This window comes from Dactylosporangium thailandense (assembly GCF_059739745.1).
Window position 1 is genome coordinate 3,349,963 of the sequence record NZ_AP029195.1, and the last position, 19,307, is coordinate 3,369,269.

Below are 19,307 nucleotides of genomic sequence, written 5' to 3' on the forward strand. Positions count from 1 at the left end.
GCCGGGGCTCTGACAGCCAGTCAGAACCCCGGCTCCGACGAGCCCAAGGCCGCCTCGAGCCCCCCGCGCCGGGTGGCGCATCGGCGATGATGAACGGATGTGGACACGGGGGCCGGGACGGTATCTGGGATGGCTGGCATGGCGGCAGAAACCGCGGATCGCGCTGGGCGCGCTGTGGAGCTCGCTGTGGATGCTCAGCCTGGCGATCACGCCGTACCTGATCTCCCAGGCGGTTGACCGCGGCCTGCGCCCGCGGCAGGCCGGCCCGCTGCTCGTCTGGGCCGGCGCCATCTTCGCGGTGGGGGTGGCGAACGCGGTGCTCGGCATCCTGCGCCACCGGACCATGACCAACATCCGGCTGGACGGTGCGCTGCGCACGGCGGACGCGGTCATGGCGCACGGGGTGGAGCTCGGGGCCGCGCTGCCCCGCCGGATCACCGCGGGCGAGGTGGTCACCATCGGCATCGGGGACGTGTGGCTGGTCGCGCGGGCGCTGACCGTGACCGGGCCGGGCGTGGGCGCGGTCGTCGCCTACGCGGTCGTGATGACGCTGCTCGTGCGGGTGTCCGGGATGATCGCCCTGGTGGTGGCGGCCGGGGTGGCGGTGCTCGCGCTGGTGCTCGGGCCGCTGCTGCGGCGGCTCAACACCGCCGGCGGCGAGTACCGCGAGCGGCAGGGCCGGCTGGCCACGCGGCTGGTCGACGTGCTCGGCGGCCTGCGCATCCTCAACGGGCTCGGCGGCAAGGACGCCCACCTGCGCCGGTACGCCGCGCAGTCGGAGGCCGTGCGGGCCGAGGGGTACCGGATGGGCGGCGCGCTGAGCTGGATCTCCGCGCTGGGCGACGGCCTTCCGACGATCTTTCTGGCCGCGGTGACCTGGCTGGCGGCCCGGCTGACGGTCCGCGGCGAGCTCACCGTCGGCGAGCTGGTCGCGGTCTACGGGTACGTGGCGATCCTCGTCGTGCCCACCTGGATGCTGATCTTCAGCGCGGGCGACGTCAGCCGCGGGGTGATCGCCGCCCGGCGGATCATCGCGTTCCTCCGGCTGCCCGTCGAGGAGCCGGGCGGCGGCACCGCCCCGAGCGGACCGGCGCTCCTGCACGACCCCGAGTCCGGCGTGGTCGCCGAGCCGGGCCGGCTGACCATGCTGGCCTCGGCCCGTCCGCACGACGCGGCCGCGATCATCGACCGGCTCGGCCGGTACGCGCCGACCGCCGCCTCCTGGGGCTCCTACCGCATCGCCGAGGTCGCGAAGCCCGCGGTTCGCGAGCGGATCCTGGTCGCCGACCACGACGCCGACCTCTTCGCCGGGACGCTGCGCGACGTGGTCGCGGGCTGCACCGGGGCCGGCGACGACGCGATCCGCCGGGCGATCGGCGCGGCGGTGGCGACCGACATCGCCGGGCTGGACCACCGCGTCGAGCGCGACGGCCGCAACCTCTCCGGTGGCCAGCGGCAGCGGGTCCGGCTGGCCCGCGCGCTCGCCGCCGACCCGGAGATGCTGCTCGCGACCGACCCCACCTCGGCGGTGGACGCGCACACCGAGGCGGCGGTCGCCGAGCGGCTCGCCGCGGCCCGCGCCGGGCGGGGCACCCTGCTGTCCACCACGTCGCCGGTGCTGCTGGACCGGGCCGACGTCGTGCTCTACCTCGTCGACGGCCGCGTCGCCGCCTCCGGAACGCACCGCGAGCTGCTGGAGCGCGAACCCGGCTACCGCGACCTGGTGAACCGGACCTTCGCCGCGGCACCGGAGGCCTCGTGAGCACCCCGGCGCTGCCGATCGCGGACGGCCGCCAGGTCGCCCGGGCCGCCGCGCGGCTGATCGCCGCCGACCGGTGGGCCGCCGCCGGCATCCTCCTGCTGAACGTGCTGGCGGCGGTGGCCGCCCTCGGCGCGCCGTACCTGCTGGGCCGGATCGTCGACGCGGTCACCGGGCCGGGCGCCGCGGCCCGGATCGACCTGCTGGCCGGCGCCGTCGTGCTGTGCGCGCTGGCCCAGACGGTGCTCGCGCGGACGGCGCTGCTGCTCGGGTACCGCTTCGGCGAGCGCACCGCGGCCCGCATCCGGGTCGGCTTCCTGAGCCGCGCGCTGCACCTGCCCGCCTCGGTGATCGAGCGGGTGCCGCCCGGCGACCTGGCCGCCCGCGGCACGACCGACGTGGACGCGGTCGCCGGCACGCTGCGCGACGTGCTGCCGGGCGTGTTCGTGGCCGGCGTGCAGGCGCTGTTCCTGGTCGCGGCGGTGCTCGTGCTCGACCCGCTGCTCGGCGTGGCCGGCCTGCTCGGGCTGTCCGGCATCGTGGTCACCGGCCGGTGGTACCTGCGCCGGGCCCGCGGGGCGTACCTGGAGGAGGGGGCCGCGAACTCGGAGCTGGCGGAGGAGCTGGCCGCGACCACCGCCGGGGCCCGCACCATCGAGGCCTTCCGCCTGCACCGGTCCCGGCTGGCGGTGGGCCGGGCCGCGATCGCCCGGACCAGGCGTAGCCGGTTGTCCACCCTGCGACTGCGCTCGGTGTACTTCCCGGCCGCCGAGGGCTCCTACAACATCCCGGTCGTCCTGGTGCTGCTGATCGGCGGCCTGCTGCAGCGCGATGGCCGCGTCACGCTCGGCACGGTCGTCGCGGCCACCCTGTACCTGCGCCAGCTGATCGGGCCGATGGACACCATCCTGATCTGGCTGGAGCAGCTGCAGAGCAGCGGCGCGTCGTTCGCCCGGGTCGAGGGGCTGGCCGCCGTGCCCGCCGAGCCGGCGACGGCCGCGGCGGTCCCGGACGGCGACCGGATCGAGGTGCGCGGCGTCAGCTACGCGTACCCCGGCGGCCCGGACGTGCTGCACGACGTGGATCTCACGGTCCAGCCCGGCGAGCGGCTGGCGATCGTCGGCCTCTCCGGGGCCGGCAAGTCCACCCTGGGCCGGCTGCTGGCCGGCGTGGACCGTCCCCGCACCGGCACCCTCACCGTCGGCGGGGTCGCGGTGGCCGACCTGCCGCCGGATCTGCTGCGCCGGCAGGTGGTCCTGGTGACGCAGGAGCACCACGTCTTCCGCGAGACGGTCCGGGACAACCTGATCGTGCCGGCGCCGGACGAGCGCCTCGCCGCGGCGCTGCGCACGGTCGGCGCGGACTGGGCCGACGACCTGGACGCCGACCTCGGCGAGCACCCGCCGACCGGTGCCCAGGCGCAGCAGCTGGCGCTCGCGCGGGTGCTGCTCGCCGACCCGCACACGGTGATCCTGGACGAGGCGACCGCGCTGCTCGACCCGCGGGCGGCCCGGGCGGCGGAGCGGGCGCTGGCCGCGGTGCTGCACAATCGCACGGTGATCGCCATCGCCCACCGCCTGCAGACGGCCCACGACGCCGATCGGATCGCGGTCATGGACGCCGGGCGGATCATCGAGGTGGGCACCCACGACGAGCTGATCGCGCACGACGGGCCGTACGCCCGGCTCTGGCGGCAGTGGCACGGCGGGTGACGGGCGGTCCGGTGCGCCGGGTGCCGGTGTGGCTGCTCGACGTCGACGGGGTGATCAACACGCGCCGTCCGGCCTGGGGTGCGCGGCTGTCCCGCGGGACCGCGCGTTCCGAGGGCGCCGACTGGCCGATGCGCTGGGCGCCCGGGCTGATCGACCGGGTTCGCCGGCTGCACGGCGAGGGCCTGGTCGAGGTGCGGTGGTGCACGACGTGGTGCGCGGACGCCGACGCGCTGGAGCGGTTGTTCGGGCTGCCGGCGTTCGGGCGGGCGCTCGGCGCCGGCGCGCTGGACGGCGTGGACGACACCGATGCCGTGAAGCTGGCCGCCGCCCGGCGGGTCGTCGCCGGCGGCCGCCGGCTCGTCTGGACGGACGACACCGCGGTGCCTCGCGCGGGGGCGGTGTTCGACGAGCTGACCGGGGGCGGCGGCCTGCTGATCCGGCCGCACCCTCGCCGCGGTCTGCGGCCCCGGGACCTCGACCGCATCGAGGCGTTCGCGCGTGCGAGGAGGGCGCGGCGCCGCCGGGACGCGGCATCCGCGGCTCCCGACTCTTACATTTAATAATGTTAACTGCTAGCGTTCCTCACCATCGATCCATCGATGGTGAGGAGCTCCATTGAGAACTCGACGTCGTAGATTGGCCCTGGCAGGGGGCGCGGCACTGACCATCGCGGCGACCCTCTTCCTCGTGCCCATGCTCCAGGCGGAGGCCGCCAGCACCGTGGCCCTCGCCGCGTGTACCGCCCCGAACTGGGCCGAGGGCAACACGTACACCGTCGGCACCCAGGTCACGTACCAGGGTCACACGTACCAGGCCCTGCAGACGCACACCGCCTACCCGGGCACCGGCTGGAACCCGGCGGCCACGCCGTCGCTGTGGAAGGACCTCGGCACCTGCGGCGGCGGCCCGACCACACCCCCGCCCACCACGCCGTCGGGCGTGCCGTCCGCCCCGGGTAACCTGCGGATCACCGCCACGACCAACACCAGCCTCGCGCTCGCGTGGAACGCCTCCACCGGCACCGTGACCGGGTACCGCGTCTACGAGGGCACCACGGTGAAGGCCACGGTCACCGGGACCAGCACCACGGTCTCGGGCCTGACCGCGGGCTCCACGCACACGTACACGGTCAAGGCGTACAACGCCCAGGGTGAGTCCGGGGCGTCGAACAGCGTCACCGGCACCACGACCGGCGGCACCACGACCGGCGGCGGCACCGCGGCGCCGTACCTGTACATGGGCTGGGGCGACCCGCCGAACCCGCAGACCGTGCAGTCGGCGACCGGCATCAAGTGGTTCACGATGGCGTTCGTCCTGTCCAGCGGCGGCTGCAACCCGGCGTGGGACGGCAGCCGGCCGCTCACCGGCGGCGTGGACCAGACCGCGATCAACCAGATCCGCGCCGGCGGCGGCGACGTCGTCCCCTCGTTCGGCGGCTGGTCCGGCAACAAGCTCGGCCCGAACTGCTCCACCCCGCAGGCCCTGGCCGGCGCCTACCAGACGGTGATCAACGCCTACGGCCTCAAGGCGATCGACATCGACATCGAGAACACCGACGAGTTCGAGAACGACACGGTCCGCAACCGGATCGTCGACGCGCTCAAGATCGTCAAGCAGAACAACCCGTCGATCAAGACGATCGTCACCTTCGGCACGGCGACCACCGGCCCCGGCTACTACGCGCAGCAGCTCATCAGCCGCGCCGCGTCGACGGGCGCCAACATCGACGTGTTCACCATCATGCCGTTCGACTTCGGCGGCGGCGCGAACATGTACCAGAGCACGGTGAGTGCTTCCGAGGGCCTCAAGACCATGCTCAAGTCCGCCTTCGGGTGGGACGACGCCACGGCCTACAAGCACATGGGCATCTCCGGCATGAACGGCCTGTCCGACCAGCAGGAGAACACCTCGCCGGCGCAGTGGCAGCAGATCCGCGACTACGCCCAGAACAACCACCTCGCCCGCCTGGCGTTCTGGTCGGTCAACCGTGACCGGCCCTGCCCGGGTGGCGGCGTGGTGTCCAACTGCAGCGGCATCTCGCAGAACAACTGGCAGTTCACCCAGATCACGGCCACCTTCACCGGCTGAGATCGCACCGGGGGCCGGCGCTGCGGCGCCGGTCCCCGGCCCGGTGCGCCCGGGCGGCTCAGCCGTCGCCGGCGCTCAGGGTCCAGGGCCTGGCCCGCACGCCGCCCCGGGACCGGATGTCCTCGGCCAGGCGGTGTTGCGTCGCGCCGTGCACGCCCGGGGCGTCGGCCGCCTCGAGCTCGTGGCCCTCGGCGCGATACCAGCGGGCGCCGCCCAGGTCCGCGTAGTCGATGCGCAGCGCCACCAGGCCCTGGTCCGTGGTGAGTAGGACGCTCACGCTGCCGTCCCGGTCGCCCCACGCGTCGGCGCCGTGGTCGAGCACCTCGCACCGGCTGATCCGGCCGTAGGGGGAGAGCGGGCCGACCAGGGTCCTGCCCGGCTCGGCGCCGCAGATGCCGTCGCTCGCCTCGTGGACGGCGCTCAGGTGCATCACGTAGCGCACGCCGGTGAGCACCAGGCCCAGCGCCACGACCGGGGTGAGCAGCACCAGCAGGATCAGCGCGGCCGAGCCGGCCGGCGTGGTCTGACGTTCGCGGACGAACATGGCCGCAGACTAGCGCCGCGCCGCAACGGCGCGGGGGTCAAGCGCGGAACAACCTGGGCCGAGGCCGCCGACAACGTGCCGGCGGCCTTGACCAGGGTCTGCTGAGCGGTGCTCGATCAGGACACGACGATCCGGTCGATGTCGGGCGCCCAGCCGGTGGTGTTGCCGAGCTGGATCGTGTTGGCCCCGGCGTTCAGGGTCACCGTGGCGGTGACGGAGCCGACCGTGTCCCAGCCGCCGGTGGACGGCGTGCTCACCGTCGGGCCCGTCGTGCCGTTGACGGTCAGCGTCACCGAGCGCGCCGAGCCGGCGGCGTAGTAGACGCGCACCGTCCGGCTGCCGGCGGCGGCCGCGGTGACGTTGTTGAACCGCAGCGCGTTCGCCGAGCCGTTGCCGACGTAGCCGACGAGCGCGCCGCCCGAGGCCCCGGCCGAGGAGCGCACCGAGGCCTGGCCGGTGAGGGTGTTCGCGGGCGACTCGGCCTCGTACGAGCCGCCGGAGGGCTGGGTGCCGCCGATCTGCGCGAGCCAGTGGTCGTTGGCGCTGACCATCGAGAACGACAGGGCCGGGCAGTCGTACGCGCTGCCGGGCGGGATGGTGCGGTGGGTGGTCGAGGTGTTCGACGCGGTGGCCGCGACCCAGGCGCCGTTCACCGAGACCTGCACGCCGCTGCTCTCGGAGCCGCGGCCGGCGAACGTCGGGCAGTAGTAGCCGGCGCCGGTTGAACTGCGGCAGATCGAAGGCCCCGGAGCTGGTGAAGTACGTGTCCCAGGCGTGGGTGACGTAGTTGTAGAGGTACACCGTCCAGGTATTGCTCGTCGTCGACGTCTTGTGCTCGTCCATGCCGTAGGCGCGCCGGCCGTTGACCGTGGTCGTGTACGTGTTCAGGAAGGTCGCGTCCATCGGGGTGAGCTTGCCGACCCCGTCGCGGCCGCCGCACCAGTCCCACGCCCACAGGTCGGGGCCGCTGGGCGTGTACGCGGTGGTCAGCTCGATGCAGGCGCTGCCGCCGGGCAGTGCGGTCGGGGCGTAGACGTAGTCGCCGCCCGAGGTGGTCGTCGGCGCGGAGTCCAGCACGCTCTGCGTCGCGTGGATGCCCTGCGTCGTCCATGGCGGGGCCCGGACGCACGCAGCGGGATCGCCGTCTGTCGATGCGATGGAGTGCACTGTGAGCGCCGAAAACGTTTTCGGCACGAGGTTCGCTACGGCTGGGCGTCGAGCAGCCCGCGGCGGCGGGCGACGGTCGCGGCGTCGGTGCGCGAGTTCACGCCGAGCTTCGACAGGATGTTCGTGACGTGCACGCCCGCCGTCTTGACGGCGATGGACAGCGCCTCGGCGATCTGCCGGTTGGTGCGGCCCCCGGCCATGAGCCGCAGCACCTCCAGCTCGCGGTCGGTGAGCCGGGCGGCGCCGGGCTCCAGCCGGCCGCTCTTCTGCAGCGCCGCGGCCTGCTCGGCGAGGGGCCGGGCGCCGAGCCGGTGCGCGATCGCGCCGGCCTCGCGGGCCCAGGCGACCGCGGTGGACTTGTCGCGCGCGGCGCGCCCGGCCCGCACCAGGGTCTGCGCGACCCGATACGGCTGGCCGGCGGCCCGCCAGGCGGCGATCGCCTCGTCCCACCGGCGGGCGACGGTCAGGCTCGCGGCCCGCTGGGCCGGCCCGTTGACCGGCAGCCGCTGGGCGTAGCGGCGGTCCGGCTCGGGCTGGGCGAGCAGCAGGGACCAGGCCAGCGCGGGGTGGGCGGGGATCTGCCGGTCGTCCAGCGGTGCGTCCTGGCCGAGCAGGGTGCGCAGCTCCCACAGCGGGATCAGGAACTGCCGGCCCGTGTAGCGCTCGCCCAGCAGCTCCTCGGCGGTGCGCGCGGCGTCCTCGGCGCGCTCGCGGTCGCCCTCGAGCGCGTCGAGGCGGCCGGCGGCGACGGTGAGCACCGCGCGGTACAACGGCGGCGGCGACGAGGCGAGGGCCGCCTCGGCGACCGCGCGGGCCCGCGGCCACTCGCCGAGCGAGGTGAGCGACGCCGTGAGCGCGGCGGCGAGCATGGCCTCGCGCAGCGGCCGGGACCCGGTGCGCCGGGCGGTCGCCAGCCCGGCCTCGGCCGCCTCGGCGGCGGCCCGGGACTCGCCGGCGGCCTCGAGCGCGCTCGCCTCCACGACCCGGCCGAGCAGCTCGGTGTCGTCGTCGCCGGCCTCGCGGGCGAGCCCGATCGCCTCCCGGGCCCGGCTCACCGCGATGCGGGAGCCGCTGGTCCCCGGGTCGGCGCCCGGGCCGGGGTCGCTCGCCTCGGCCGCGAGGGTGACGAGGGCGAGGGCGCGCACGGCCGGGTCCCGGTCGCGCGCGGCGTCCTCGGCGAGGGCGTGGGCCTCGGGGGAGCGGCCCAGCGCCTCCAGCCGGCTCGCGAGTGTGGCCCGGATGCGGTGGTTGCGGGGCTGCTGGGCCAGGGCGGCGCGAAGGTCCTCGATGCCGTCGGCACCGCCGCGCTCCAGCAGGTGGCTGCGCGTCTCGAGCAGCGGCGCGATGCGGGCCGGGTCGCGGGTGTCGGCGAGCGCCTCGGCGATCAGCGCGAGCCCTCGGTCGAGGGCGCCGGCGTGCAGGGCGGCGGCGTGCAGGGCGGCGACGGCGGCGGCCATGAGCACGGCCACCCGGTCGGTGCGGGTGCGGAACTCGGGGTCGAAGACCTGGCCCCAGGTGGCCGCGACCCGTTCGAGCATGCGCAGCCGGCCCGCGTGCGCGGTGCGGGCGACGGCCGCGGCGCGCCAGGCGGCGTCGAAGGCCCGGTCCACGTCGCCGGCCGCGTGCCAGTGCTCGGCGAGCTCGACGAGCGCGGCGTCGGCCGGGCGGAAGCCGAGCGAGGCGGTGATCGCGTCGGCGGCGAGGCGGTGCAGCCGGGCGCGCTCGGCCGGGCGCAGGTCCTCGTACACGGCCTCGCGGATGAGCTCGTGCCGGAACCGGTACTCGCCCTCGAGCAGCCCGGCCTCGACGGCGGGGCGCAGGCGCTCGCCGGGCGCGCCGACGATCCGCTGCAACAGGGCCGGGTCGGCGGCGCGGCCGAGGACGGCGGCGACCCGGACGGCGGCGCGGCTCTCCGGCGGCAGCGCGCGGAACGGGTCCAGCAGCGGCTCGGCCAGCAGCCGCAGCGGGTTGCCGGCGGCCCGCCCGACGCGGTCCGCGTCGGGGTGGCCCAGCAGCTCCTGAGCGTCCTCGTCGCCGAGCGGGCCGAGCGGGATGCGCTCGGCGCCGGGCACGTCGTCGGCGGGGCCGCCGTACGTGGCGATCACCAGCACCCCGGGCCGGCTCAGCGCCGCCGCGAGGTAGGCCAGCAGCTCCCGGCTGGCCTGGTCGGCGCGGTCGAGGTCCTCGAGCACGAGCACCACCGGCGCGGCCGCCTCGATCCGCGCCAGGGCGGCCGCCCTCGACGGCTCGAAGTCGCCGAGCGCGGCCAGCAACGGCGCGTAGGGCTGGGCATCGCCGCCGAGCGTGGGGGCCTCGCCGACCAGGACGGTCGCGCCGGCGGTCGCGGTGAACGCGGTCACGAGCGCGGACTTGCCGATGCCCGCGGCGCCCTCGACGAGGACCACCCCGGGCCGGGCCCCGGCGGCCTGCCAGGCCTGGTTCAGGAGGGCCAGTTCGCGATCGCGACCGATGAGATGCACCCCATCAATCTAAAGACCCCGTCAGGGCCCGCCGCAGCTCGGGCTCCAGGGCGGTCTCGTAGGCCGGGTCCGGGCGCGCCCCGACCGCCGCGATCACGGTGCTGAAGAAGCAGCGCGCGGCCGCGGTCAGGGCCACGTCGAGGATCTCCGGGTCGCTGAGGCCGTGTCCGCGCAGCACCTCGACCTCCTCGGCGGTGATGCCGTTCGGGTCGGCCGCGACCCGCTCGGCGAAGTCCATCACCGCGGCGTCGGCCGCCGACAGGCCCGCGGCGGCGCGGTCGCCGGCGATCCGGGTCACCGTCTCGGTGTCGTAGAAGTGCTCGCGCAGGAAGGCGCCGTGGGCGAGGCTGCAGTACCGCGAGCCGAGCCGCCGGGCCGCGGCGAGGGTGGCCAGCTCGTAGCGGCGCAGGTCCATCGTGGACTTGATCGCCCCGTTGAGCGCGGCCCACGCGGCGACGGCGGCCGGGCGCCACGCGAGGGCGCGGGTGTAGTTGGCCACGTAGCCGAGGCGGTGCCGGTCGGCGGCGAAGAGCAGCTCGACGTCCGGGTCGGACTCGGGCGGTTCGGCGAGGTAGGACATGCCGGGAACGCTAGGGCGCGCCGCGGGGCCCCGCATGGGTGAAGCTACCCATGTTGGGGATCCCCGCGTCGTACCGGCGCCGGCCCGTCGCGCACCGGCGGGCGGCGCGCACCGCGGCGTCGCCGCATCGCCCCGGGCGCTGACGTGCGTTAGGGTCGGCGCGTGCGGGTGTTGATGGTGGCGCCGCCGGGCGCGGGCAAGGGCACGCAGGGCGCCGTGATCGCGGAGCACTTCCACATCCAACGTGTCGCCATCGGCGACCTGCTGCGCCGCAACGTGGCCGAGGGCACCGACCTCGGCCGGCGGGTCGAGCCGCTGCTCGGCCGGGGCGAGCTGGTCCCCGACGAGGTCGTCCTCGACCTGCTGCGCCAGGGCCTCGAGGAGGCCCGGGCGGCGGGCGGCGGCTACGTCCTCGACGGCATCCCGCGCACGATGGCGCAGGCGCTGGCGGCGTACCGCGTGGCCCGCTCCCTCGGCATGACCGCGGACGTCGCCCTGCACCTGCGCGCGGACGACGACGAGCTGATGCGCCGCCTGCTGAAGCGGGCCGTCGTCGAGCATCGCGCCGACGACACCGAGCCCGTGATCCGCCAGCGCCTCAAGCTCTACCGCGAGGTCACGGCGCCGGTCCTGACCTTCTACGCGCGGCGCGGCATCCTGCTCGACGTCGACGCGACCCGCTCGGTCGAGGCCGTGAGCGCCGACGTGCTCGCGGCCCTGGAGGCCCGCGCCGGAGCCTGACGCCGCCATCGCGCCGGGTTTCGCTGGGTTTCGCCGGGGGCCGTCCGGCATGCGGCCGTGTGATACTGCGCGCATGAGGCTGGTGCAGATCGCACAGCGGGCCGAGGACCTCGGGCGGGCCACCCGGTGGTACGCCGAACTGCTCGGCGCCGGGCCGGTCGCCGCGTTCGACCCGCCCGGGCTGGTCTTCTTCGACCTGGGCGGCACGCGGCTGCTGCTCGATCGCGACGCCCCCGCGGCCCTGCTCTACCTCGCCGTCGACGACATCGAGGGCACCGTGGCGCGGCTGCGCGCCGCCGGCGCCGTCGTGCGCTCCGAGCCGCACGTCATCTTCACCCACGCCGACGACACCCTCGGCCCGGCCGGCACCGCGGAGTGGCAGGCGTTCGTGGAGGACAGCGAGGGCAACCTCGTGGGCCTGGTCGAGCAGCGGCCGTGAGCCGCCTGCTGCGCATCGGGATCCTCGGCGCGGCGACGAACGGGTCCCCGGCGACGCGACCTAGACACATCAGGAGGACTCGGTGCGCACGATGACGGTGATCGACGCGGTGTACCGCGCCGCGGGGCTGAGCCCGCGCGGCACCGGCTGACTACCGGCGGCGGGCGCCGCGCAGGAGCAGCACCAGGCCCACCACCGCGACGATCGGGCCGATCACCGCCCACCGCGCCGAGCCGCTCATGGAGCTGCCGCCCAGCACGTCGAGCCCCTGCAGCGTCCACACGATCCCGGCCAGCAGAGCGAGCACGCCCACGACGACGAAGACCCAGCGCATGCGCTCAGCCTGCTCCACCGCCGCCGCGGGCACAATGGGCGTTCTCGTCCTGTAAGGAATCCTGTGCGGAATACAGGGCCGCGACGGCCAGGGCCGCCTCGCGCAGCGCCGCGCGGACCGGTGCGGGCGAGCGCACCTCCACCCGGGTGCCCAGCCCGAGCAGGCTGCCGACCGCGTGCTCGACCCCGTGGAACGACAGCTCCAGGCGCGTGCCGGAGCCGCCGGTCAGGTGCCGGGCCAGCACCCGGCGCGCGAGGGCGGCCGCGGCCGGGTGCGCCTCGGCGACGACGTGCAGCTCCCGCGGACGGGACTCGACGCCGGAGCGCAGCGCGGCCCACGTCGCGGGCAGGTCGAAGCCGTCGGGGCGGGCGGCCGGCTCGGGCCGGACGGTGCAGGACTCGACGCGGGCGACGCGCAGCAGGGCGGGCTCGGCGGTCACCAGGTACCACACGCCGGCCTTGGCCACCAGGCCCGCCGGGTCGACCGTGCGGCGGGTGCGGTCGCCCTCGCTGTCGCGGTACACCACCTCGATCCGGCGTCCCCGAAGCAGTGCCTCGTGGATGGCCGGCAGGTGCGGGACCGGCTCGCTGGAGCGCATCCACGGGTCGACGTCGACGAGCACGTGGCTGCGGCCGTCGGCCAGGCCGCCGCGCAGCGCCCCGCCGCCGGCCCCGGTCAGCTTCTCCAGCGCGGTGTCGAGGGCGTCGCCCAGGCCCAGGTCACCGGCGAGGCGCGCCTGCCCGACGGCCAGGCCCGCGCCCTCGGCCCGGCTCAGGTGCGCGAGGCCCGCCCGGTAGGTGTCCAGGAGCCGGATCCCGCCGTTGCGCCCGCGCTCGGTGTAGACCGGGATGCCCGCGCCGCTGAGCGCCTCGACGTCGCGCAGCACCGTGCGGACCGAGACGCCCAGGCGCTCGGCCAGGTCCGGGGCGGCCGCGCCGGGCCGCGCCTGCAGGAGCAGGACGAGCGAGAGGAGACGGTCGCCGCGCATGATCACACGGTACCGCCGAAAACATGACAACACGTGTCGTGTTTCGGGCCGCAGGATCGGCGGCATGCACACACGCATCACGGGGCCCTACGACATGGCCCGGCAACAGGAGTTCTTCGGCGGCTGGGTGCGGCCCGCGGACGACCCGCGCTCGATCCTCATGGCGTTCCCGGTCGAGGGCTGGGCGGACTCGGCCGCGGTGCTGCTGCGCCAGGACGGCGACGCGGTCACCGGCGAGGTGGCCGGCCCGGCCGGGGCCTGGGAGCAGGCGCTCGCCACGCTCTCGCTCGACGAGGACGGCGGGGGCTGGGCCGCGGTCGGCGAGCGCGACCCGGTCATCGGCGCGCTGCAGCGCGAGCACGCGTACCTGCGGCCGGTGCTGTTCCACTCGCCGTACGAGGCGGCCTGCGCGTTCGTCATCGGCCACCGGATGCGCGTCACCCAGCAGCGGGCCATCCGCGCCCGCATCGCCCGCGAGCACGGGACGGCGATCGAGGCCGGCGGCCGGGTCGTGCACGCGTTCCCGGCGCCGCAGGTGCTGCGCGGCCTGGCCGAGCTGCCGGGCGTGGACGCGGAGAAGGTCGCGCGGCTGCACGGGATCGCCGACGCCGCGCTCGACGGGCGCCTCGACCGCGCCCGGCTGCGGGCGCTGCCGCTCGCCGAGGCCTACGCGGACGTGAAGCGGCTGCGGGGGATCGGCGACTTCTTCGCCACCGGGATCGTGCTGCGCGGGGCCGGCCGCGCCGACGCCGTCCCCGCCGAGGGGTTCACCAGGTCCGGGATCCGGCGGTTGTACGGCCTGAGCCACGACCCCACCGACGCCGAGATGCTCCGGATCGCCGAACCGTGGCGGCCCTACCGCATGTGGTGCTCGGTGCTCGTGCACGCGAACGAGCGCCGCGCACAGTCGCGCGGCGCATGAAAGTTGGACGATGCTCAGCAGCAGCCAAGGGCTTCGTACTTGAACGACCGCGGCGGGGAGCGGACGCCGCTGTCCGCTCCCCGCCGCCCACCCGCGCAGGATCAGCGCAGCAGGGACAGCACGTTCTGGGGTGCCTGGTTGGCCTGGGCCAGCATGCTGGTGCCGGCCTGGGTCAGGATCTGCGAGCGGGTGTACGACACCATCTCCTGGGCCATGTCGGTGTCGCGGATGCGCGACTCCGAGGCGGACAGGTTCTCGACGGCGACGTTGAGGTTGTTGATGGTGTGCTCGAAGCGGTTCTGGTAGGCACCGAGGGTGGCGCGGGCGGTGGAGACGCCCTTGATCGCGGTGTCGATGGCGTCGATCGCGGCGGTGCCGGACGTGGTGAGGTCGAGCGAGGCCAGGCCGAGGCCGGCCGAGTCGAACCCGGTCACGCCGGTGACGCTGCCGAACGCGGCGGTGCCGAGGTTGACGGCGATCTGGTCGGACGATGAGCCGTTCGCGCCGACCTGGAAGGTGCCGTTGTAGGCGCTGCTGCTGTCCAGCAGCTTCTGGCCGCCGAACGCCGTGGTCGAGGCGATGCGGTCCAGCTCCTGGCCCAGCTGCGAGAACTCGGTCTGCGCGGCGGCCCGGGCGTCGGAGTCCTGCGAACCGGTGGAGGAGGCCTGCACCGACAGGTCACGCATGCGCTGCAGGATCGAGTGCGTCTCGGTGAGCGCGCCTTCAGCGGTCTGCACGACGGAGATGCCGTCCTGGGCGTTGCGCACGGCGACCTTGAGGCCGCCGATCTGGGAGCGCAGGCCCTCGCTGATGGAGAGGCCGGCCGCGTCGTCCGCGGCCCGGTTGATCCGGTAGCCGGACGACAGCTTCTCCAGCGACTTGCTCATCTGGCTGTCGGTGACCGACAGGTTCCGGTACGCGTTCTGCGCGGCGATGTTGTTGTTGATGCGAAGACCCATGATGTCCTCCTTGGATCGGGTCAGGCCGGTGGCCGTCCTTGGCCGCCGTTGCCAGTGCCATCGCCCGCCCGGCCCCGGGGCTGAGGACTCGGCGGCGGAACTGCCCGATCGGATGACAGGATCGCGGGTCAGCCGAGCGCCGCGGGCGCGTCCAGGACGTCCTCGACGAGCCGCAGCGCCCGCGCGTCCATGGCCGCCCGGAGCCCGGGGTCGGCCGGGGTCGTGGTGCGGTACAGCACGACGCAGCGCGACCCGTCGTCGTTCACGCCGTTGCAGGAGGCGGTTCCCGGCGCGGCACCCGGGTGCGCCCAGAACCCGCCCGAGCGCGACGGCACCCGGAACACACCCAGCCCGAACCCGAGGCCGGGGCGCACCTGCTGGTACGTCTCCGCCGGCACGACCCGGTCCAGCTCGGCGAGCCCGTCCGGGCCGAGCAGCTCCCCGCGGCGCAGCGCGCACCAGAACCGGGTCAGGTCGGCGGTGGTGCTCACCAGGCCCCCGGCCGCGTCCAGGGCGGTCGGGTTCAGCTCGGTGACGTCGACCAGCGGGCCGCCCGGCCACTGCTGCTGGTAGGCGCGGGCGGAGGAGCGCGGCAGCGACGGGTGGTCGTACGGGTAGTAGGTGTCGCGCAGCCCGAGCGGCCGGGCGACGCGGTTGCGCACCTGCTCGGCCCAGGAGCGCCCGGTGACCGCCCGCACCACGAGGCCGGCGAGGACGTAGTTCGTGTTGGAGTACGACCACCCCTCGGTCCGCGGCCCCCGGCTCAGCGCGACGAGCTCCTCGGGCTCGCGGTGCGCGAGCCGGGGGCCGGCCGCGATCGCGCCGAGGTAGTCGGGCCGGCCGCTGGTGTGCCGCAGCAGGTCCCGCACGGTGATGGTCGCGTCCAGGCTAAGGCCCGGCAGGTGCGAGGCGACGGTGTCGTCGAGCGACAGGCGGCCCTCGGCGGCCAGCTGCAGGACGACCACGGCCGTGAACGCCGCCGTCGTGCAGCCGATCCGGAACCGTCCCGCGGCCGGCATGCCCGCCCCGGACTGTGCGGACACGTCCCGCCCGCGGTCGTGCACCTGCCCCTGCGCCCCCGTGGCGCCGAGCCGGCACAGGTCCTCGAGCGCGTCCCGCAGCATCGTGTGCAGCTCGTGCCGTTCGGCGACGGCGATCGTCTCCCGCATGCCACCAGCCTGAACCGCGGCGGCACCCGAATCGATCCCGCCACCATGTTTCACGAAGGTAGGGCTAGCCGTACCTCCAGCGCCTCCACCCGCGTGAGCGTGGCGGAGTCGGGCCGCCAGACCTCGACCGCGGACTCGTACTCGGAGTGGAAGAACGGCACCGGCTCGCCGGAGGGGTGCCCGGTCCAGCAGGCCACCGCGGGGCAGTCGATCCAGGTCGCGCCCGACGGGACCTGGGCCCGGATGCGCGTGCGCCACTCGAGGTCGGGCTCGGCCGCGACGACCTCGGCCCAGCGCGCGGCCGTGATCGGGGCCTCGGCGGCGACGAACGTGCGCGGGAAGGGCAGGTCCGCGTGGGTGGCCTCGCGCTCGACGACCCGGTCGCCGGCGACCCCGAAGATCGTGTCGCCGTCGCCCAGCAGCCAGGCGTCGAGCTCGGCGGCGATGGCGAGCATCCGGCGCACCCGGGCTTCCCCGGGGTCCTTGGCGCAGAGGCGGCCGTCGTCGTACCGCAGCCAGTCCTCGGCGTCGAGCAGCGCCCGCACCTCGTGGCGGCCGATCGGGAACCGATGGCAGTAGATCCAGGGGATGACTCGGGCGATGTGCAGCTCGTACCCCACCGGGTCACGGTACCGGGCGGCGGACCATGATGGGGTGTGACCTTTCGCGTAGCCGACTCCGCCGACGTGTCCGCAATCGTCGAGCTCGTGCAGTCCGCCTATCGCGGCGACGCCAGCCGCGCCGGCTGGACCACCGAGGCCGACCTGCTCGACGGGCAGCGCACGGACCCGGCCATGGTCGCGGCCGCGATCGCCGGGCCCGACAGCATCGTGCTGCTCAACCTGGACGGCGATGCCGTCGTGGCCTGCGGGCAGCTGGAGCGGCGGGACGGGTACGCCTACTTCGGCATGTTCGCCGTGGACCCGGCCCGCCAGCGCGGCGGCTTCGGCGCGGCCCTGCTGGCCGAGGCCGAGCGCCACGCCCGCGACGCCTGGGACGCGGCGGAGGTGCGCATGACGGTGATCGTGCAGCGTGACGAGCTGATCGCCTGGTACGAGCGGCGCGGGTACAGCCGGACGGGGGAGATCAGCCCGTTCCCGTACGGCGACGAGCGCTTCGGCGTGCCCCGGCGCCCCGACCTCGCCTTCGAGACGCTCGTCAAGAAGGTGGCGTGAGCCTGTTCGCCGGCGCGGCCGAGCACTACCCGGTTGGACGCCGGCCGTATCCGGCCGAGTTCGCGACGGCCCTGCGCGACGAGCTCGGCCTCGACGGCACCGGCCGCCTGCTCGACGTCGGCTGCGGCCCGGGCTCGCTGACGACCCTGCTGGCCCCGCTGTTCGCCGCCGCCGTCGGGGTCGACGCCGACCCGGACATGATCGCCGTGGCGGCCCGCCGCGCCCCGCACATCGAGTGGCACGTCCTGCGCGGCGAGGACCTGCCCGCCGGCCTGGGCACCTTCCGGCTGGTGACCTTCGCGCAGTCCTTCCACTGGATGGACCAGCCGCTGGTGGCCGCCCGCGTCCGCGCGATGCTGGACCCGCACGGCGCCTGGGTGCACGTCGGCGGCCAGACCCACCGCGGCGTGGACGGCCCCGAGGAGCTGCACCTGCCCCGGCCGCCCTGGGACGCGATCGACGCGCTCGTGCGCTCCTACGCCGGCCCGCGCCGCCCGACCCGCTCGGGCGAGGAGGACGTGATGCGCGCCGCGGGCTATCGCGGCCCGGTCCGCCTCGCCCCGTGGCCGGGCGAGGTCGTGGAGCGCTGCGCGGACGAGCTGGTCTCGGCGGTGTTCTCGCTGTCGAGCTCGGCCCCGCCGCTGTTCGGCGACCGGCTCGGCGCCTTCGAGGCGGACCTGCGCCGGCTGCTGGCCGAGACCTCCCCGGAGGGCCGGTTCGCCGAGCGCATGGGCCCGCCGGACCTCATCGTCTGGCGGCCCTGAGCACCTCGGCGATGCCGGCCGGCGCGCGGCCGAGCAGCGACTCGAGGTCGCCGGTCTGCCGCTCCAGCCGGCCCGCCTTCGCCAGGCCGTGCAGGTACGCCATCGGGCCGGGCGGGGGATCCTCGCGGTACGCCACGCCGAGCAGGCCCGCGAGCCCGGGGTAGGTCCACAGTGGACCGGTGAGGTCGTAGGCCCGGCGCTCGTGGCCGCCGGTGCTCAGCACGGCCGCGGCGGCCGCGGCCAGGTCGGCGCGGGTCGCGGTGTTCAGGCCGCGGCCGCCGGTGCCGCTGGTCAGCTCGTCCAGGGACAGCAGGCCCGGGTGGACGAAGGCCTCGGTGTAGAAGGGGTTGCGCAGCATCGTGTACGGCAGCCCGCTCTCGCGGATCGCCGCCTCCGTCGCGTGGTGCGCCTCGGTCACGCCCGGGCCGGGCTCGTCGGCGCCGACGAAGCTCGTGTACGCGAGCAGCCCGACGCCGGAGGCGGCCTCGATCGCGTTGCGGTGCTGGGCCACCCGGCGTGCCGAGTCGAGCTCGGGGGAGGAGATGAGCAGCAGCCGGTCCACGCCCTCGAAGGCGCGCCGCAGCGACTCCGGCTCGTCGTAGTCGCCGTGGCGGGCCTCGACCCCGTCGACCCGGCCGGGGTCGCGCACCACGGCGACGACCCGCGAGGGCGGGACGCGCTCCAGCAGTTCCGCCAGCACCAGCCGGCCCAGTGCGCCCGTCGCGCCGGTCACCGCGATCAAGTCCGTAGCCACCCGCCAAGATTCACATGGCTGTCAACGCGTTTTCGCACCTGCCGCCCGGGTGCTGCCGCTTCTGCCGGTGCCGGCGCGATCGTGCTGGTCGGCGGCTTCAGTCGCGCTTCAGCGAACCTTCCGATGCCCCCGCCTAGCTTGATGCCCAGCGGGCGTCCGGCTCGCCGGAAGCGGGGTGATCGTGCGGTACGTGGCCATCGGTTGCGGCGTGCTCCTCGTCGTGATCTTCGCGGTGTCGGCCGCCGGCAAGGCCCGTAGCCGCGCCGCGTTCGACGAGTTCGCCGGCTCGCTCACCGAGCTGCGGCTCGTGCCCCGCCGCCGGCGCCGCCCGGTCGCGGCCGCCGTGATCGCGGTCGAGGCCGGCCTCGTCGCGCTCTTCGCCGTGCCCGGCGCCGCGCGCCTCGCGTTCCCGGCGGCCGCCGCGCTGCTGACGGTCTTCGCGGTCGCCATCGAGATCACCGTGCGCCGCGGGGTCCGCGCGTCCTGCCTGTGCTTCGGCGCCCGCTCGGCCCGGCCGCTGGACCGCGTGCACGTGGCCCGCAACCTCGTCCTGGCCGGCGTCGGCGCGCTCGGACTCGCCGCCGTGACCGCGCCCTCGCCCGGCGAGGTGCACCCTGCCGGGGCCGCGCTCGCGGTGGCCGCCGCCGCCGTCGCCGCGGCCGTGGTGCTGCGCCTCGACGACATCGCCGAGCTGTTCCGCCCGTACCCGACCCTTCGACAGGAGCGTTGAGC

Annotated in this window: 20 protein-coding genes; 10 read left to right on the forward strand and 10 right to left on the reverse strand. The window is 75.4% G+C overall.

Annotation, left to right across the window (positions count from 1 at the left end):
* Positions 1 to 97: 97 nt before the first annotated feature.
* The 4 genes from AC6JBM_RS15095 to AC6JBM_RS15110 all read left to right on the forward strand — a co-directional run bounded on the left by AC6JBM_RS15095 (position 98) and on the right by AC6JBM_RS15110 (position 5,559).
* Positions 98 to 1,762 (forward strand): ABC transporter transmembrane domain-containing protein, encoded by a 1,665-nt coding sequence (locus AC6JBM_RS15095; RefSeq protein ID WP_497984243.1) that lies wholly within the window; start codon positions 98 to 100, stop codon positions 1,760 to 1,762.
* Positions 1,759 to 3,471: an ABC transporter ATP-binding protein gene (locus AC6JBM_RS15100; protein WP_497984244.1), complete on the forward strand. Its 1,713-nt coding sequence runs from the start codon at positions 1,759 to 1,761 to the stop codon at positions 3,469 to 3,471. Before AC6JBM_RS15095 ends, AC6JBM_RS15100 begins: the two co-directional genes overlap by 4 nt.
* Complete coding sequence (locus tag AC6JBM_RS15105; protein WP_497984245.1) at positions 3,468 to 4,031, forward strand: HAD domain-containing protein; 564 nt, start codon at positions 3,468 to 3,470, stop codon at positions 4,029 to 4,031. The genes AC6JBM_RS15100 and AC6JBM_RS15105 overlap by 4 nt, the downstream gene beginning before the upstream one ends.
* A gap of 76 nt (positions 4,032 to 4,107) precedes the next feature.
* Positions 4,108 to 5,559: a carbohydrate-binding protein gene (locus tag AC6JBM_RS15110; RefSeq protein ID WP_497984246.1), complete on the forward strand. Its 1,452-nt coding sequence runs from the start codon at positions 4,108 to 4,110 to the stop codon at positions 5,557 to 5,559.
* 58 nt (positions 5,560 to 5,617) lie between these two features.
* Here AC6JBM_RS15110 and AC6JBM_RS15115 read toward each other — a convergent pair whose 3' ends face one another.
* From AC6JBM_RS15115 to AC6JBM_RS15130, 4 genes are all read right to left on the reverse strand, one after another.
* Positions 5,618 to 6,103 (reverse strand): hypothetical protein, encoded by a 486-nt coding sequence (locus AC6JBM_RS15115; protein WP_497984247.1) that lies wholly within the window; start codon positions 6,101 to 6,103, stop codon positions 5,618 to 5,620.
* A 116-nt stretch (positions 6,104 to 6,219) separates the two neighbouring features.
* Entirely contained in the window at positions 6,220 to 6,768 is a 549-nt protein-coding gene (locus AC6JBM_RS15120; RefSeq protein ID WP_497984248.1) for a carbohydrate-binding protein, read from the reverse strand.
* 537 nt (positions 6,769 to 7,305) lie between these two features.
* Complete coding sequence (locus AC6JBM_RS15125; protein ID WP_497984249.1) at positions 7,306 to 9,750, reverse strand: helix-turn-helix transcriptional regulator; 2,445 nt, start codon at positions 9,748 to 9,750, stop codon at positions 7,306 to 7,308.
* Between the two features lie 4 nt (positions 9,751 to 9,754).
* A complete protein-coding gene (locus tag AC6JBM_RS15130; protein WP_497984250.1) occupies positions 9,755 to 10,330 on the reverse strand; it encodes a carboxymuconolactone decarboxylase family protein in 576 nt (191 codons plus the stop codon).
* A 162-nt stretch (positions 10,331 to 10,492) separates the two neighbouring features.
* Here AC6JBM_RS15130 and AC6JBM_RS15135 point away from each other — a divergent pair, with 162 nt between their 5' ends.
* Both AC6JBM_RS15135 and AC6JBM_RS15140 read left to right on the forward strand, forming a co-directional pair.
* Positions 10,493 to 11,071, forward strand: a complete 579-nt coding sequence (locus tag AC6JBM_RS15135) for an adenylate kinase (RefSeq protein WP_497984251.1) — start codon at positions 10,493 to 10,495, stop codon at positions 11,069 to 11,071.
* Between the two features lie 73 nt (positions 11,072 to 11,144).
* On the forward strand, positions 11,145 to 11,510 hold the full coding sequence (locus AC6JBM_RS15140; RefSeq protein ID WP_497984252.1) for a VOC family protein: 366 nt from the start codon (positions 11,145 to 11,147) through the stop codon (positions 11,508 to 11,510).
* 151 nt (positions 11,511 to 11,661) lie between these two features.
* Here AC6JBM_RS15140 and AC6JBM_RS15145 read toward each other — a convergent pair whose 3' ends face one another.
* Together AC6JBM_RS15145 and AC6JBM_RS15150 are read right to left on the reverse strand one after the other, a co-directional pair.
* Positions 11,662 to 11,844 carry a hypothetical protein gene (locus AC6JBM_RS15145; protein WP_497984253.1) on the reverse strand — a complete coding sequence of 61 codons (183 nt, stop codon included), beginning with the start codon at positions 11,842 to 11,844 and terminating at the stop codon, positions 11,662 to 11,664.
* A 4-nt stretch (positions 11,845 to 11,848) separates the two neighbouring features.
* A complete protein-coding gene (locus tag AC6JBM_RS15150; protein ID WP_497984254.1) occupies positions 11,849 to 12,832 on the reverse strand; it encodes a helix-turn-helix transcriptional regulator in 984 nt (327 codons plus the stop codon).
* 64 nt (positions 12,833 to 12,896) lie between these two features.
* Between AC6JBM_RS15150 and AC6JBM_RS15155 the strand changes: the two genes are divergently transcribed.
* Positions 12,897 to 13,754, forward strand: a complete 858-nt coding sequence (locus tag AC6JBM_RS15155; RefSeq protein WP_497984255.1) for a DNA-3-methyladenine glycosylase family protein — start codon at positions 12,897 to 12,899, stop codon at positions 13,752 to 13,754.
* Between the two features lie 101 nt (positions 13,755 to 13,855).
* On the opposite strand, the gene AC6JBM_RS15160 is transcribed toward AC6JBM_RS15155, so the two are convergent.
* The 3 genes from AC6JBM_RS15160 to AC6JBM_RS15170 form a co-directional block, all read right to left on the reverse strand.
* A complete protein-coding gene (locus tag AC6JBM_RS15160; RefSeq protein WP_497984256.1) occupies positions 13,856 to 14,713 on the reverse strand; it encodes a flagellin N-terminal helical domain-containing protein in 858 nt (285 codons plus the stop codon).
* A gap of 128 nt (positions 14,714 to 14,841) precedes the next feature.
* Positions 14,842 to 15,882, reverse strand: a complete 1,041-nt coding sequence (locus tag AC6JBM_RS15165; protein ID WP_497984257.1) for a serine hydrolase domain-containing protein — start codon at positions 15,880 to 15,882, stop codon at positions 14,842 to 14,844.
* Positions 15,883 to 15,932: 50 nt separating this feature from the next.
* The gene (locus AC6JBM_RS15170) at positions 15,933 to 16,502 is read right to left on the reverse strand and encodes a hypothetical protein (protein WP_497984258.1); all 570 of its coding nucleotides are present in this window, start codon (positions 16,500 to 16,502) and stop codon (positions 15,933 to 15,935) included.
* 36 nt (positions 16,503 to 16,538) lie between these two features.
* Here AC6JBM_RS15170 and AC6JBM_RS15175 point away from each other — a divergent pair, with 36 nt between their 5' ends.
* Together AC6JBM_RS15175 and AC6JBM_RS15180 are read left to right on the forward strand one after the other, a co-directional pair.
* A complete protein-coding gene (locus tag AC6JBM_RS15175; protein ID WP_497984259.1) occupies positions 16,539 to 17,057 on the forward strand; it encodes a GNAT family N-acetyltransferase in 519 nt (172 codons plus the stop codon).
* Positions 17,054 to 17,821 (forward strand): class I SAM-dependent methyltransferase, encoded by a 768-nt coding sequence (locus AC6JBM_RS15180; protein ID WP_497984260.1) that lies wholly within the window; start codon positions 17,054 to 17,056, stop codon positions 17,819 to 17,821. Before AC6JBM_RS15175 ends, AC6JBM_RS15180 begins: the two co-directional genes overlap by 4 nt.
* On the opposite strand, the gene AC6JBM_RS15185 is transcribed toward AC6JBM_RS15180, so the two are convergent.
* Positions 17,802 to 18,575 carry an NAD(P)H-binding protein gene (locus AC6JBM_RS15185; RefSeq protein ID WP_497984261.1) on the reverse strand — a complete coding sequence of 258 codons (774 nt, stop codon included), beginning with the start codon at positions 18,573 to 18,575 and terminating at the stop codon, positions 17,802 to 17,804. The genes AC6JBM_RS15180 and AC6JBM_RS15185 overlap by 20 nt on opposite strands.
* 190 nt (positions 18,576 to 18,765) lie before the next feature.
* Here AC6JBM_RS15185 and AC6JBM_RS15190 point away from each other — a divergent pair, with 190 nt between their 5' ends.
* On the forward strand, positions 18,766 to 19,305 hold the full coding sequence (locus AC6JBM_RS15190; protein ID WP_497984262.1) for a MauE/DoxX family redox-associated membrane protein: 540 nt from the start codon (positions 18,766 to 18,768) through the stop codon (positions 19,303 to 19,305).
* Positions 19,306 to 19,307 lie beyond the last annotated feature (2 nt).